Here is a 15533-nt window from a genome sequence, read left to right as displayed (position 1 = left end):
TTTTTTTTGAAATACGTACACAGTGGGGTATACTTTAATCATAAACTCCGTTATGTAATGAAACGGAATCTTTGGGAGGAAAGTGCCATGAGTGATTTGTTTAAAAAAGCGATCTCTTTAGGAGTGGGCCTCACCATTGTCAGTAAGGAAAAAGTAGAGAAGGTTGTTGAAGAACTAGTGAAACGCGGGGAGCTTGCTCCTTCGGAATCTAGGGCTCTCGTCGATCGGCTAATTGAACGTGGTGAGGAAGAACGAGGCATGTTCAAATCTGCTGTACAAGAGCAAGTACAACGCGTGCTGAAGGAAATGAATGTGCCTGTACAAAACGATATTGCCGAGCTGGAAGGGCGAATTGCAGTATTGGAGCGCCGGTTGGCCGAGCTAGAGGGGATTTCCCATCTAGAGGGAACATCGGCGGAAACGCGTTCGGACTAAATGGCAGTACGCATTAGACATGCCGGACGTTACCGGGCAATCGCCATGGCGCTTATGCGCCATGGTTTTGGCTATATGGTGGAAGAGCTGGGGCTCTATCACTTACTATCCCTTCCACGTCGTCTTGTAACGCAGGAAGCACACACAAGCCTTACGCTTGGGGAGCGGATTCGGCTGGTGCTGGAGGATTTGGGTCCAACCTTTATTAAGCTGGGACAACTCGCCAGTACCCGTTCAGATCTGCTGCCTGATTCTATTATTCAGGAATTGGTAAAACTACAAGATAATGTGCCTCCTTTTCCTGTCGACCGCGTGCGCGCGATCATTGAGCAGGAACTGGATCAGCATATGGATGAAATCTTTAATTCTTTTGAGGATACGCCACTTGCTGCGGCATCCATCGGTCAGGTGCATAGGGCTGTGCTTCACAGTGGACAAGTCGTAGCTGTTAAAGTTCAACGTCCGGGTATTCTGCGAACGATGAGCAGGGATTTGGAAATCCTCAAAGATTTAAGCACGCTTGCTGAAAAGCGGCTCGCTTGGGCGAGGCAATATCAGCTGTGCCGTATGGTAGAGGAGTTCTCGAAATCGCTGCTTGGCGAGCTGGATTACAGCCAAGAGGGGCGTAATGCAGAGAAAATCGATCAGCAGATGGATTATGAGGGAGTGTACATCCCGGATATCTATTGGGACTATACGTCAACACGAGTGCTGACGATGGAATATGTGGTAGGGACAACGCTGAGTCGTCGCGATGAGTTGCTGAGTAAAGGCGTTAAGCTTAAAGCCATTGCTCAGCAACTTGTGGAAATGATGCTTAGACAAATCTTCATTCATGGTTTTTTCCATGCTGATCCTCATCCGGGCAATGTTATACGGATGGGTGATGGAAAGCTGGCTTTGATTGATTTTGGCATGATGGGTCGGCTGAATGAGGAGATGAAGGAGCAGCTGTCTGCACTTATTATCGCTCTGATGCGCAAAAATACGGATGCGATGGTCCGGGCAATTTTGCGTCTTGGAGTCATTCCTGAGGATGCTGATCGAAGTGCGCTGCATGATGATATGGATCGGCTGCGGGATGAATATTATGATGTTCCATTTAGCAAAATGAGTATAGGCAAAGCCCTGAATGATCTGTTCGGCATAGCGCGAAAACACCGTCTAGTGCTGCCGCCGGATTTGACGATGTTAGGGAAGACAATGCTCACGCTGGAGGGAGTCATCAGCAACTTAGATCCAACTATCAGTATTTTGGAGATGGCGGAACCCTTTGGGCGGGAACTTGTGAAGCAGCGCTTTAGCGGCAGTCGATTGCAGCGTAAGTTCCTGGGAGGCGTAGCCGACTTAACAGAGAGTCTGCTGGAGCTTCCTGGGCAGGCTAAGCAGTTATCCGCGCTGATCAGTAAGGGAAAGATAAAGGTGGAGATTGTGGCACCTGAGATGCAGAATCTGGAGCGTAAGCTGGACCGGGTAGGTAACCGTTTAGCATTCAGTATTGTGATGCTCGCGTTTAGCATCATCATGACAGGACTCATTATTGGTACTGCGATGCGTGGACAGCCTTCAGTGTTATGGAATTTCCCTACAGTGGAGGTTGGCAGCGTAGTGGCACTTCTGATGTTCTTGTGGCTGATCTATGCGATTTTTAAATCGGGAAGGTTCTAGCTTAAGGGATTTGAATAATTATTCTTCAGCAGTTTCACACAAATGCCTTTCTATCAAGTACAATATAAAAGATAACTTTCTAAGCTTAACTTTACTTCTATTGTATAAAGTGGAATGGAACGCAAATGGAGTGCCGTCTTAACGTCCGGTGGATCGCTGCTGCCCAGAAACCGAACTTTGACCGCACTCTTTTAACGGGTCAAGGGATACATGGGACGGAAGGATGCCGGTGACGGTGTTCTTCCGCTTTTGTTTGAATATAGCTGAATCTGAAGCATATGCCCCAGAACAGGACAGCCTATGCAGGCTGCCTCATACAGGGCTTTTGAAGACGGAAGTTAAGAAAGAGATGTAATCAAATTAAACCGAGAAAATAGTGAGGTGGAGAATTTGCCGGGATTTAAAGATTTAGGAGTTTCAGAATTACTGTGTACATTGCTTCAAAGTCAAGGCATTGTTAAGCCTACGCCAGTGCAACAGGAAGCAATTCCGCCATTGGTGCAGGGCTTGGACGTAATAGCTAGAGCGAAGACAGGTACAGGGAAGACCTTGGCCTTTTTGCTGCCAATTATGGACAAGATCCATACGGAGCGGGCTTACCCTCAGGCGCTGATTATGGCTCCAACACGTGAGCTGGCTTTGCAAATTACAGAAGAGGCACGCAAGCTGGCGCGTCATACGGATATCAAAATATTGGCGGTTTACGGTGGTCAGGATGTAGAGAAGCAACTGCGCAAGCTGGAAGGCGGCAGACATCTTATCATCGGTACACCGGGCAGACTTTTGGATCATATGCGCCGGGAGACGCTGGATCTTAGCGGCGTAAAAATGCTCGTTCTGGACGAAGCCGATCAAATGCTGCACATGGGCTTCTTGGAGGATGTTGAGACCATCATTACGGCTGTCCCTTATCGTCGTCAGACTATGTTGTTCTCCGCGACAATGCCTGATCCGATTAAACGTCTCGCTGCTAATTACATGAAAGAGCCACTGGATATCATCATTAAGAGTGGTTCGCCGATTCCGCTGGATAATATCAAACAGCAAGTAGTGGAATGCTCGGACCGTAATAAAGAAGAAGCGCTCAAATCCCTCATTGAACGGGATCGTCCTTACTTGGCTATTATTTTCTGCCGGACGAAACGACGGGTATCCAATTTGAACGAAGCGCTGCAAGCAGCCGGTTATGAATGTGACGAGCTGCACGGTGATTTGTCCCAAGGTAAACGTGAAGGCGTGATGAAAAGATTCCGTGATGCGAAGCTGCAGCTGCTTGTAGCGACAGACGTAGCAGCTCGGGGTCTGGATGTTGAAGGTATTACTCACATCTTTAACTATGATATGCCGCTTGATGTGGATAGCTATATTCACCGGATCGGCCGGACTGGCCGTGCTGGAGGCAAAGGGCTTGCAATTACTTTCGTATCTCCACGTGATCAAGAGGGTCTGGATTTGATCGAGCATGGCATCTCGCAGCGGCTGGATCGCCGCCGTTACGAGAAGGATGAATTCGGCGTTGGCGAATTCATCCCTGTGCAAGGCGGCGGACGCCACGGCGGTCGCCAAAGCGGCGGCGCTGAGGCAGCGCGCACGGGCCGCGGGCCGAAGACCGGCGGCTCTGGCCGCGGAGGAGCTCCGCGCGGCGAAGGCGGAGCGCGGCAAGGTGGCCGTGGCCGCGGTAAAGAAGCAGGCGGCTGGGGCGCGCCTGCAGAAGGTCGCCGCGGTCGTTCCGATGCGGCGGCGGGCAAGCGTGGCGGCAGCGGCTATGACGCTGCTGCTCCTAAGGGCGGCGGCAAGGCTGCCGGCGTAGTGCGAGTAGGCGGCGGCTATGGCGCCTTCGCCTCCCGAGGCGAAGCGTCTGCCAGTGGTAACGCGGCAACGCCTAGCGCTGGTTCGCGCGGTGCGAACCGGAAGGGCGGACCAAGCACTGGCTACAGTGAGAACGTAGCTAGAGGTGCGGACGGCGGTGCCTACACTGGAGGCACTCCACGTGGCGGCTTAGGCAGCGGCTACGGTGCAGGCCCGTCTAGAGGCGGCAAAGGTGGTAAAGGCAGCAAAGGCGGATACGCCGGTGCCAAGGGTGGCGCTGCTGGCAAAGGCGGCCGCAACAGCGGCGGCGGATCTTCACGCGGTGGCCGTAGCAATGGATCCGGTGGCTTTAAAAGCGGCGGTCGCGGCACTTCCAGATAAAGTTAGTAGAGTTTTATAGATGAAACTTGTTACCATAGGGTAGTTAGCGCTGAAGCTAATGACCTATGGTAACCTTTATTTTATAGCGTGGAACATATTGATTTTTATATTAAAAATAGGTTCTTAGTGAAACATTTATGAAGGAAAGCCTGTCTAATAGATAAATAGAATGTTCGGCTTCGAGGAGGAAGAACTTACAGATGTCAAAAAAATTTAAAATTATAATCTTGTTAATTGTCGTTATTGCTGTCGGTTGGGGAATAGGAAAGTACACGTCTCCTTCTGCTTCGGAGAGTAACGGTTCAAATATAAATGTGGGGGATAATCTTCAAGGTGAGCCTGGGGAGACGGGGGAAAGTGATGGAGGGGGGATTACAGACCCGGCAGTAGCTGATCCATCGGATACACCAGATCCATCAGAACCCTCTAGTCCGCCTGAATCAGGCGGTGATAATGCAGGTAGTGTTCCAGATCCTATATCTGCAGAGCCTGATAGTATTACAGTGATGGTAAATAAGCAGTATGGTTTGCCTGATAATTATAAACCAACGGATCTTGTCTATCCTGATGTCCGATTTACCTTCAAAGAGAAAATCGAAAAGCGTATGATGCGCAGCGAAGCCGCTAAAGCCTTGGAGAAGATGTTCGCAGGTGCAGAAGAAGACGGAATTTATTTAGCAGGCGTTTCTGCCTACCGCTCACAGGCAACCCAGACGACTTTGTATAACCGTTATGTGGAGAGAGACGGGGAAGAAAAAGCCCGTACTTACAGTGCAGTCCCTGGCTATAGCGAGCATCAGACCGGGCTGGCTATTGATGTCTCGGGAAGTGATGGCAAGTGTGCCGCCGAGAGTTGTTTTGGTGGGACGAAGGAAGCCGAGTGGTTGGCCAAGCATGTAGGGGAATATGGTTTTATCATCAGATATCCTGAAGGTAAGCAAGACATTACCGGATATAAGTACGAGCCTTGGCATATCCGTTATGTAGGTAAGGACATTGCTGCCTATATCAATGAGAAGGATATTACGTTGGAAGAATATTATGACGCAATTCCGGTATCGAAATAACACAGACGCAGAGGGCAGTCCTATGAAATTTGTAGGGCTGCTTTTTTCTATGGCAATAAAAAAAGTTCAGAAGTTGCATTCCCTTACAGTTCGGGTAAGATACGTAGTGTAGTCTAAGTAAAAGGAAAGAAGGGGAATAAAGATGTCGATCTACAATTTTGCCGGCGTTACACCTTCGGGTAAAGAAGTGCCGTTTGCGGAGTATGAAGGTAAGGTGCTGCTGATTGCTAATACGGCTAGTAAGTGCGGACTTACGCCACAGTATGGAGATCTTCAGAAACTATACGAACAGTATAGCGATCAAGGACTTGTAGTATTAGGATTCCCCTGCAACCAGTTTGCGGGCCAGGAGCCAGGTACGAGTGAAGAGGCTGAGGAATTCTGTCAGATTAATTATGGAGTTACCTTTCCGGTATTCGTCAAAGTTGATGTTAATGGACCGGATGCCAGCCCGCTTTTCAATTATTTGAAGGAGCAGCAGCCTGGTGCTGGGGACAGCAGCGACATTAGCTGGAATTTCACGAAATTTCTAATTGATCGCAGCGGCAATGTAGTGGCTCGTGTGGAGCCCAAAGAATCGCCGGAAACGATGAAACAACATATTGAGTCACTACTGTAGATCCATTATGGGGTCAGTTGCAGAGTGATCTTCCAAGTATCCCTTCGACTCGGTTTCGACCGATGCTCGCGGGGATTTTCTTTTTTTAAAGGATTAATGGAGATTGCCTTGAATTTTTATTGTGATAAATTATACTTGACGCTTTAAAAAGACGATGTATCCTTTGAAGAGAATATAGCAACTGAGCGAACATGCATAAAAAAGCGGAGTACAGCAGGATAATAACGGCAGGAGGGTTTTATACAAGCATGAAGTTAATTACAGAGGTAGCAGCACAAGCAGGAATCGACGAGCAGCATCTGGAACTATACGGCAAATATAAAAGCAAACTCTCACCTTCCTTATGGGAGGATATGAAAAACAAGCCAGATGGCAAGCTGGTTCTGGTCACTGCGGTGAATCCGACCCCTGCTGGCGAGGGTAAGACCTTAACAACCATCGGGTTGGCGCAGGCAATGAATGCAGCAGGTGTGAAGACCGTGGCTGCTTTACGTGAGCCTTCGCTTGGGCCTTGCTTAGGGATGAAGGGCGGTGCAACAGGCGGCGGGAAGTCGCAGATTGTTCCGGCTGATGAGATTAATTTGCACTTTACCGGTGACATTCATGCGGTAACTTCTGCGCATAATTTATTGTCCGCAATGATTGACAATCATATCTTCCAAGGCAATGAGCTGGGACTGGATCCGCAGCGTATCGTTTGGAAACGTGTCATGGATATGAACGACCGCAGCCTGCGCAGTATTGTGACTGGGCTCGGGGACGGAAATGGAGCGGTACGGGAAAGTGGCTTTCAGATTACAACGGCTTCTGAGATTATGGCTGTGTTATGCTTATGCGATAACCTTATTGATCTCAAGAAGCGTTTAAACCGTATTCTGATTGGTTATGACCAAGAGGGACAACCGGTAACAGCCGAGCAAATCGGGGCCGTTGAAGCGATGACAGCGCTGCTTAAGGAAGCAGTTAAGCCAAACTTGGTACAGACTCTGGAAGGTACGCCTGTTATTGTACACGGGGGGCCGTTTGCGAATATCGCTCATGGCTGCAGCAGTGTTATTGGCACTCGTTATGCCCTTAAGCTGGGAGATGTTGTAGTCACCGAAGCAGGCTTCGGAGCGGATCTTGGTGCAGAGAAATTCATGGATATCAAATGCCAACAGGCTGGGTTAACCCCTTCTGCTGCTGTTCTTGTCGTAACTGTTAAGTCCTTAAAATATAACGGTGGTGTGCCTAAAGGCGAGCTTCTAACCGAGAATCGGACGGCGCTGCGCGCGGGATTGGTGAACTTAGAACGTCATGTAGAGAATCTCGGTAAATTTGGAGTCCCTGTTTTAGTTGCCATAAATCATTTTGAAGGGGACAGTGAGGGCGAGATTAATGATGTACTGGAGGCCTGCCGCAATTTAAACGTGCCGGCTGCGATCTCAAAAGTATGGGCGGAAGGTAGTGCAGGTGGACAGGAGCTGGCTTCTGAACTGAACAAGCTCTTGGACAATAGTGGCCCGAGCCAGTTTGCTCCTCTGTATGAGAAGGATCTCGACATTTCATCCAAAATCAACAAAATTGTCCGTGAGATCTACCGCGGGGCAGAAGTGAACTTTTCTCCGGCGGCTAAGCGGAGTCTGGCGGTTATCGAGCGGCTTGGGCTAAATGATCTTCAAGTATGTTTGGCGAAGACGCCTTATTCCTTCTCCGACCAGCCTAGACTCCTCGGAGCACCGGAAGGCTTTACGATTGGTGTCCGAGATATTACCCTTTCGCTTGGTGCAGGTTTTGCGGTAGTTATTACAGGCAATATCGTTACGATGCCAGGTCTGCCAGCTAAGCCAGCCGCTGAGGGACTATGGATGGATGAGGACGGAGAGATTCACGGTTTGGTGTAAAAGTTTTTTAATCAAAGGCTTCTCCTTGTTGGTATTAGAGGGGAAGCCTTTTTTTATGCTTCCTTTGGATTCCTGCAAATGCGGATCATAATGTACCTCCCACGTGGCAAAGCTAACGGAGTCGCATTCGGCAGCAGTGGCGGAAAAAAACTTAAAATTGTGAACAATATGAGGATATAGGTAAAAAAGACTTGTAATGTGATAAATATCACAATATAATCAGTTTATAAAGTGAAATAAATCACAACTAGCCCATTGTTGATCAGATTCCATCATTGATCGGTCATGCAAGTCAAATATATAACCCGATTGTCCATTTGAAGGAGGAAGAAATAATGAAAGTAGCTGTCATTGGATGTACCCATGCCGGAACCGCCGCAATTGTAAATACTGCCCAGCTTTACCCGGATGCCGAGATTACTGTATATGAGCGTAATGATAATATTTCCTTCTTATCCTGTGGAATTGCCTTGTATGTAGGTGGAGTGGTTAAAGACCCAGAGGGGCTATTCTATTCTTCACCAGAAAAGCTTGCAGAGCTTGGCGTAAAGACCAATATGCGTCATGAAGTAACTGCAGTGGATACGAAGTCCAAAACATTGCGTGTACGCAATCTGGAGACAGGCCACGAGTTCGCTGACACCTACGATAAGCTGATTATGACTACAGGTTCATGGCCGATTGTGCCGAAGCTTGAAGGATTTGAACTCGAGGGGATTTTACTTTCCAAGAACTATGATCATTCCAACACTATTATAGAAAAAGCTAAACAAGCGAATAAAATCACCGTCGTCGGCGCTGGATATATCGGCGTTGAACTGGTGGAAGCTTTTCAAATGAATGGCAAGCAAGTTACGCTAATTGATGGTGAAGATCGCATTCTGAGTAAATATCTGGACCAAGAATTTACTGCACCGATCGAACAATCTTTTCAGGATCATGGGATTAAATTGGCACTGAATGAGAAGGTCAGCTCTTTTGCAGGCAAAGACGGTAAGGTAACAAAGGTTATTACAAGCAAAGGTGAGCATGAGACAGATCTGGTCATTCTCTGCATTGGTTTCCGTCCTAATACTGAACTCTTAAAAGGTCAAGTCGATATGCTGCCTAATGGTGCCATTGTAGTCAATAACTATATGCAGACTAGCTGCCCGGATGTATATGCCGCTGGCGACAGCTGTGCGATTCATTACAACCCTACAGGCAAACACGCCTATATCCCACTGGCAACCAATGCCGTACGGATGGGAACCTTAGTTGCGCGCAACTTGGTAACAGAGACCATTCCTTATATGGGTACACAAGGAACTTCGGGCATTAAGATTTATGAAGACAATATCGCTGCAACAGGGCTTACTGAAGAAGGAGCTAAGGCTGAAGGAATGGACGTAGAAACCGCCATGATTATTGATAACTACCGTCCAGAATTTATGCCCACCTTTGAGCAGGTTCAGTTAAAAGTAGTGTTTGATCGCGCCACACGCCGTATTCTCGGGGCTCAAATTATGTCCAAGATGGATCTGACGCAATCGATCAACACAGTGTCTGTATGTATTCAAAATCATATGACAATCGACCAACTAGCCTTTATCGATTTCTTCTTCCAACCGCATTACAACAAACCTTGGAACTTCCTGAATACAGTAGGTCTTCAAGCGCTGCCGACAACAGTACCAAGCAAAGAGGCTGTAACGGTTTAAAAAGAAACGATTGTTTCTGAGTGATTTATCGACGGAAAAGACAACCTTATAAAGCTAGAAAAGCAGCGATTCTCCTGTAACGGGAGGATTGCTGCTTTTTTTGTTAGGTGCAGAATGATTAGCTGCTTGGGTAGATGCAATCCAATGGCTTCGGTGATGGTAGCGAGCCAAATGTGCTCAAAAGCTACGAATAGGGTCAACTGAGTCCGATCGTGCCGAGTCATCGCCCCCTGCAGAAGCTTTCTGACTCAGGAGCTCTGTATAAGGTCATCTGAGTCCGATCGTGCTGAGTCATCGCCCTCCGCAGAAGCTTTCGGACTCAGAAGCCGCTAATTAGCAAATAATCGCCGTTTGAGCGTGGTTTCGGACTCCAATGCAGCTATTACATAGAATGAGGTACAACTAGTGTGTTTTTCGTGCCAATAGCGACTATGGGGTCCTATAGCGAGCCAAATGTGCTCAAAAGCTACATATAAGGTCAACTGAGTCCGATCGTGCTGAGTCACCGCCCTCCGCAGAATTTATCGGACTCATAAGCCGCTATATAGCAATTAATCACCTTTTGAGCGTGGTTTCGGACTCCAATGCAGCTATTACATAGAATGAGTTACAACTAGTGTGTTTTTCGTGCTAATAGCGACCATGGGGTCCGATAGCAAGCCAAATGTGCTCGAAAGTTACGACTAGGGTCAACTGTGTCCGATCGTGCTGAGTCATCGCCCCCCGCAGAAGCTTTCGGACTCAGAAGCTGCTAATTAGCAAATAATCGCCGTTTGAGCGTGGTTTCGGGCTCCAATGCAGCTAATACATAGAATGAGTTACAACTAGTGTGTTTTTCGTGCCAATAGCGACTATGGGGGCCTATAGCGAGCCAAATGTGCTCAAAAGCTACGAATAGGGTCAACTGAGTCCGATCGTGCTGAATCATCGCCCTCTGCAGAATTTTTCGGACTCAGAAGCCGCTATATAGCAAATAATCGCCGTTTGAGTGTGATTTCGGACTCCAGTGCAGCTATTACATAGAATGAGGTACAACTAGTGTGTTTTTGGTGCTAATAGCGACTATGGGGTCCGATAGCGAGCCAAATGTGCTCAAAAGCTACGAATAAGGTTATCTGAGTCCGATGTCCGGGTGTGGGCCAAATATGCTCAAAAGCTACGATTAGAGTCATCCGAGTCCGATAGAATGCCGATAGTGAAGTATGACGATAGTGAGGTATGACTACAGTGAGGTATAGCTACAGTGAGATCTTGCTGCATATAAGGACAACTGTGTCCGATAGCTGCTGCGTACGCTCAAATGTAATCCAACGAAACAAGATATGCTGGCTTAGCCGGTCATACACAAACTTCTATTTGTGCACAGGTCGCAGTAAATTTGACATGTCAGTGAAAACTTTCACTTAGTTTTCTCAAAGTGATAATTATCACGTTAATGTGTTTTACGACACGCTACAATGGTCATAAAGGAACAAATTTGAAGTAAATAGATGAAGGGGATAGGAACCATGGCTTATAGCAAACCGCAGCAAATTGCCGAAGTAACTGTAGAGAACGGCATAAAAAAAGCTCATAATCCGCTAAGTACCGTACTTATTCTGGGCTTTTTGGGAGGAGCGTTTATTGCGCTCGGGTTTTTATTAGATATTCGCGTCATTGCTGGCGCACCACAGGAATGGGGTTCCATTGCTAACTTTATCGGAGCCGCAGTTTTCCCCGTTGGGCTGATCATGGTACTCCTTGCAGGTGGAGAACTGCTGACAGGGAATATGATGGCCGTGCCGCTCGCTTTTATGGCTAAGAAGATTTCTTTCTGGGAAGTTGTGAAGAATCTTTTGCTCATTACGATTAGTAATCTGGCAGGGGCATTATTTGTAGCTTATTTCTTCGGTCATGTGGTGGGTTTAACTTCAGAGGGTGTGTATTTAGAAAAATTGGTGGATATGGCTGGTCATAAAATCGATGCAGAATTCTTTCCGGCATTTGTTTCGGGTATCGGCTGTAACTGGCTCGTTGCGCTGGCCGTATGGCTCTCTTATGGAGCAGATAACTTCAGCGGCAAAATCCTTGGTATTTGGTTCCCGACGATGGCCTTTGTTGCGATCGGATTCCAGCACGTTGTAGCTAACATGTTCCTAATTCCAGCAGCTATTTTTGAAGGTTACTATTCATGGGGGCAATACTTCACTAACTTTGTTCCCGTCTGGCTCGGAAATCTAACGGGTGGGGCAATATTTGTCGCAGCTGCCTATTGGATGGCATACTTGCGTAAAGCACCTACGGCTATTCAATCCGTAGATAGCATGTCCGGCAGCAGTGTCAAAAAACACGCTTAAGCTCGTCTTATAGAGCACTCCATAGAACATTCAAGGTCTGCCTTATTGGTGGCGTTAATGTTTTAGGGGTGCTTTTTGTTATGTAGACACAAAAAAATCCGCCGTGATATATCCGCGCTCGGGGGAACGAAATCGGATCACGGCGAATTTTGAAGGGGGAGTGTTTCTAGGCTCTATTACCCCGTCTTTCTAAAAGCGAATCAGTTTCTTCTTGTTTAGTTTGCTTTACGGACGACAGCCACGGCTTTAAAATAAGAATAGATATTAGAACTAGGGAGGACTGCGGACGTGAACCCCAAGGAAGACGGGATATTTCATGCGATATGTGCGTCTTATCCTCTAGATTTCATGCGTACTTTATCACGATAAAACGTCAATGTGTATGCTTGCTCATAGCCCTGTTTTGGGATGATACTGGATGAATTAATGACACATATATAACAGGGGATGTACACTACTTATGAAGTTTTTACAGGCATATCCAAAAGAAGTGAAAATATTTCTAATTGCCAGCCTAATTAACGCAACAGGTAGTGCGCTGATGTGGCCGCTCGTTACGATGTATGTATTTGATGAGCTTGGACGCAGCATGTCAGATGCTGGACTGGTGATTCTTATTCAATCGGTTGGTGGGATCGTGGGTCAACTACTCGGGGGCTCACTCTATCATAAGGTAGGCGTTAACCGGCTGATTGTCGGAGCGCTCGCCATGAATGCTTTGGCACTGTTCACCTTGCCGGCAGCTAGTAACAACTGGACGTTATTTATGGTAGCAATGGGACTGGTAGGATTATTTAATTCCTTATCATTACCTGCCATTCAGGCATTTATCGGCTTTCGTTTCACGAAGCAGCGTGGTGAGCTGTTTAATGTTATTTATGTCGCCAATAATATTGGTGTAGCACTGGGGACGGCATTAAGCGGGTTTTTGGCCGATATTTCCTATATGCTAAGCTTTGTAATGAATGGTGTAACTTCGGCGGTATTTGCGGGTTTCTTTTTTATATATCTGAAGAAAATCGGTGGAGAACCTGCGCATGAGGTAATGGGGCATCAGAAGAATGAACCAGAGAAACAATCCACGTGGAAGCTAATGGGGCATACTCGTATTTATCTTTATATGGGGATCGGTTCTTTGTTCCTGCTTCTCGGTAACTCTATCTGGAATACAGGGGTATCTCCGTTCATTATTTCAGAGGGCTGGCCTAAGAAAACTTATGGTTTTCTCTGGACACTGAACGGTATTTTGATTTTTGCAGCTCAGCCATTGGTAACAATGATTAAGCGCTGGTTCGCGTCTACCTCAACGGCGCAAATGACTGCAAGTGCCCTGTTTTATTTGGGTGGCTATGCGTTTCTTTTGTGGATGCCTAATTATCCTGGCTTAGTGCTCGGAATGGTGCTTGCTACACTGGGAGAAATGCTGATTTCTCCAGCGATGCCATCCTTTATCTCGGATCATGCGGGGCGCAGCGCACCGTTTTATTTGGGACTAAGCGGAGGGATTGGTGCAGTCGGGAGAGTCATTGGCCCTTACTTCATGGGCAGACTGTATGATAGTGGTGGTTTGGCACCAACAGCCTGGCTGGCCTGTGCGATGGCGCTGCTGTCTGTAGGATTTTTCGTCATCCATGCTTTATTCAATCGTAAAGGCCATTCGTTAGAGCGGTCCCTAGGATAACTATATGAATTCTATAGAGGTGCAAGGCAAGGGGTGTACATCTTATGAAACAAATCAACAAGGCAAGGTTAACTATTAGACCATCAGAGATTAAAGACGTGCGAGAACTGATTGATCTGGACCATCTGATTTGGACAGAGGATACTAGCCCGGGACCTATGTTGTGGCGCTCACAAGAAGATTTCTTACTGAATGCTCCCCCGGGATCACAGCTCGTAGCGCTGCAAGATGACAAGCTATGTGGATATGTCGGGTTTGGCTGCCCTAGTAGAATGGAGAGCAACCGGCATGTGTGCGAGGTTAATATTGCTGTTCATCCGAACTATCAACGTTTAGGCATCGGCCGGCAGCTCATGGAAGCCATTAAGGAACACGCTGCGGCGCATGCTATTCGTAAACTTCGCCTGCGTGTATTATCCTGCAATGAATCAGCGATTTCTTTTTACAGGGAATGCGGTTTTATGGAAGAGGGGCGTCTGCGGGAGGAGTTTTATCTTGGCGGCCGTTATGTGGATGAGATATTTATGAGCTGCATGCTGACAGGAGGAAATGGATATGGAGATCGTCTCGCTTAATGTCGGTCGGCCGGTGACGGTGGATTATCGGGGAAAACCTTTGGAGACCGGAATTTATAAAACGCCTGTAGATGGATCAGTTCAGCTACATACCAATGGATTTGTTGGAGATGGCCAGGCAGATCTTAAACATCATGGAGGTCCTGACAAGGCGGTATGTGCCTATCCCATTGAGCACTATCCTTATTGGGAACAGCAGCTGGGAAAGAAACTGGAGTACTCGGCTTTTGGAGAAAATATCACCACAACGGGTCTACTGGAGACAGAGGTGTGTATTGGCGATGTATATGAAATAGGCACCACTTTGCTTCAGGTTAGCCAACCACGATACCCTTGCTTCAAAATCTCACAAAAGCATGGACCCGCAGATCTACCGGCTCAAGTTCTGGATACAAGGTATAGCGGATTTTACTTACGTGTACTTCGTGAAGGAATGATTTCAACCGGCGATGCAATTGTCAAAAAAGAAAACGGAGACAGCAATGCTTCCGTGGCGCATGTACTGCATTTAATGCAGGTTGGGCTGCAAGAGGAAGCTGCTCTGGCAGAGCTTGTGGAGCTGGAAGCTCTCTCAGCCGTAGTACGGAACAAGTTTCGAAAACAACTGGGTATGCCAGAGATCTAATCTTGGTCTGCACAATAAAATAAACCTGGGGGCGTATGCCAGCCAGGTTTATTTCTGCTTACGTGTTTGTTTAACTTTGCTTTGCTTAAGTAACTTAGCCGAGCAGCTGCCACTCACTACGCAATAAACCATATACGGCGTGATTCACGTAGCCATCGGGCAGCTTTTCTGCCTGTCTGATCACACCTTCGAGCACAAAACCAAGCCGTTCAGGAATTGCCCGGCTAGTTACGTTGGCGGTTGCGCAGCGAATTTCTACCCGCTGCAGCTCCATTTCAAGCAGGGCGTAGTCTACTAGAACTCGGCAGGCACTGGTCATATAACCTTTGCCTTCATATCCATCACCAAGCCAATAACCAATCCCTACGGAACGGTTATGCCAGTCAATCTGGTGATACCCAATGACGCCAGCGAGCTCGCCTTGGACCCAAAGTCCAGCAGTGAAGGCGCCATTGTCGGTGCCTTGTTTTATAGCATTCTTAATGAAATTAAGGGTGTGATCCTGTTCCGTAACGGCATCAACCCAAGGAAGCCATTGCCTAAGTCGTTCCCGCGAGCGCTCCACTAACGCGAATATGTGCCTAGCATGCTCAGGCATGAGTGGCTTTAAGATAAGCTCTTCGTCGATGACATAATTAAACAAGCGGTTGCCTCCTTTTCGGCACAAGGCCTTATGTATGATTATGGATTTTTTCTTATGATTATCATGCTACTCTATCGCCCGCAGAGAAGTCAAAAGGTCTAAAGATGCTAA

12 protein-coding genes are annotated in these 15533 nt (G+C 47.4%); 11 read left to right on the top strand and 1 reads right to left on the bottom strand.

Annotation, left to right across the window (positions count from 1 at the left end; translation table 11 throughout):
• The first annotated feature begins 87 nt into the window (after positions 1-87).
• The 11 genes from NSQ55_RS28620 (at position 88) to NSQ55_RS28570 (ending at position 14779) form a co-directional block, all read left to right on the top strand.
• Complete coding sequence (locus NSQ55_RS28620; protein ID WP_036681962.1) at positions 88-435, top strand: phasin family protein; 348 nt, start codon at positions 88-90, stop codon at positions 433-435.
• Complete coding sequence (locus NSQ55_RS28615) at positions 436-2103, top strand: AarF/UbiB family protein (RefSeq protein WP_076123972.1); 1668 nt, start codon at positions 436-438, stop codon at positions 2101-2103.
• A 390-nt stretch (positions 2104-2493) separates the two neighbouring features.
• Entirely contained in the window at positions 2494-4293 is a 1800-nt protein-coding gene (locus NSQ55_RS28610) for a DEAD/DEAH box helicase (RefSeq protein ID WP_081383618.1), read from the top strand.
• Positions 4294-4493: 200 nt separating this feature from the next.
• Complete coding sequence (locus NSQ55_RS28605) at positions 4494-5360, top strand: M15 family metallopeptidase (protein ID WP_076179201.1); 867 nt, start codon at positions 4494-4496, stop codon at positions 5358-5360.
• 142 nt (positions 5361-5502) lie between these two features.
• Positions 5503-5979: a glutathione peroxidase gene (locus NSQ55_RS28600; RefSeq protein ID WP_339170283.1), complete on the top strand. Its 477-nt coding sequence runs from the start codon at positions 5503-5505 to the stop codon at positions 5977-5979.
• 248 nt (positions 5980-6227) lie between these two features.
• On the top strand, positions 6228-7862 hold the full coding sequence (locus NSQ55_RS28595) for a formate--tetrahydrofolate ligase (protein WP_076123967.1): 1635 nt from the start codon (positions 6228-6230) through the stop codon (positions 7860-7862).
• Between the two features lie 335 nt (positions 7863-8197).
• On the top strand, positions 8198-9562 hold the full coding sequence (locus tag NSQ55_RS28590; protein ID WP_038573671.1) for an FAD-dependent oxidoreductase: 1365 nt from the start codon (positions 8198-8200) through the stop codon (positions 9560-9562).
• Between the two features lie 1508 nt (positions 9563-11070).
• Positions 11071-11898, top strand: coding sequence for a formate/nitrite transporter family protein (locus NSQ55_RS28585; protein WP_036681949.1), 828 nt, complete (start codon positions 11071-11073; stop codon positions 11896-11898).
• Between the two features lie 460 nt (positions 11899-12358).
• The gene (locus tag NSQ55_RS28580; RefSeq protein ID WP_076279115.1) at positions 12359-13579 is read left to right on the top strand and encodes an MFS transporter; all 1221 of its coding nucleotides are present in this window, start codon (positions 12359-12361) and stop codon (positions 13577-13579) included.
• Positions 13580-13623: 44 nt separating this feature from the next.
• Entirely contained in the window at positions 13624-14154 is a 531-nt protein-coding gene (locus NSQ55_RS28575; RefSeq protein ID WP_339170276.1) for a GNAT family N-acetyltransferase, read from the top strand.
• Positions 14135-14779 carry an MOSC domain-containing protein gene (locus NSQ55_RS28570; RefSeq protein ID WP_081387159.1) on the top strand — a complete coding sequence of 215 codons (645 nt, stop codon included), beginning with the start codon at positions 14135-14137 and terminating at the stop codon, positions 14777-14779. Before NSQ55_RS28575 ends, NSQ55_RS28570 begins: the two co-directional genes overlap by 20 nt.
• Before the next feature lie 94 nt (positions 14780-14873).
• On the opposite strand, the gene NSQ55_RS28565 is transcribed toward NSQ55_RS28570, so the two are convergent.
• Positions 14874-15422 carry a GNAT family protein gene (locus NSQ55_RS28565; protein ID WP_339170272.1) on the bottom strand — a complete coding sequence of 183 codons (549 nt, stop codon included), beginning with the start codon at positions 15420-15422 and terminating at the stop codon, positions 14874-14876.
• Positions 15423-15533: the final 111 nt, after the last annotated feature.

Origin of the sequence: Paenibacillus sp. FSL H7-0943, from assembly GCF_037963265.1 — a bacterium.
In the GTDB taxonomy this organism is placed as follows: Bacteria; Bacillota; Bacilli; order Paenibacillales; family Paenibacillaceae; genus Paenibacillus_AQ; species Paenibacillus_AQ odorifer.
Note: the sequence above shows the minus strand (reverse complement) of the source record. Positions and strands in the feature narration are given on the sequence as shown.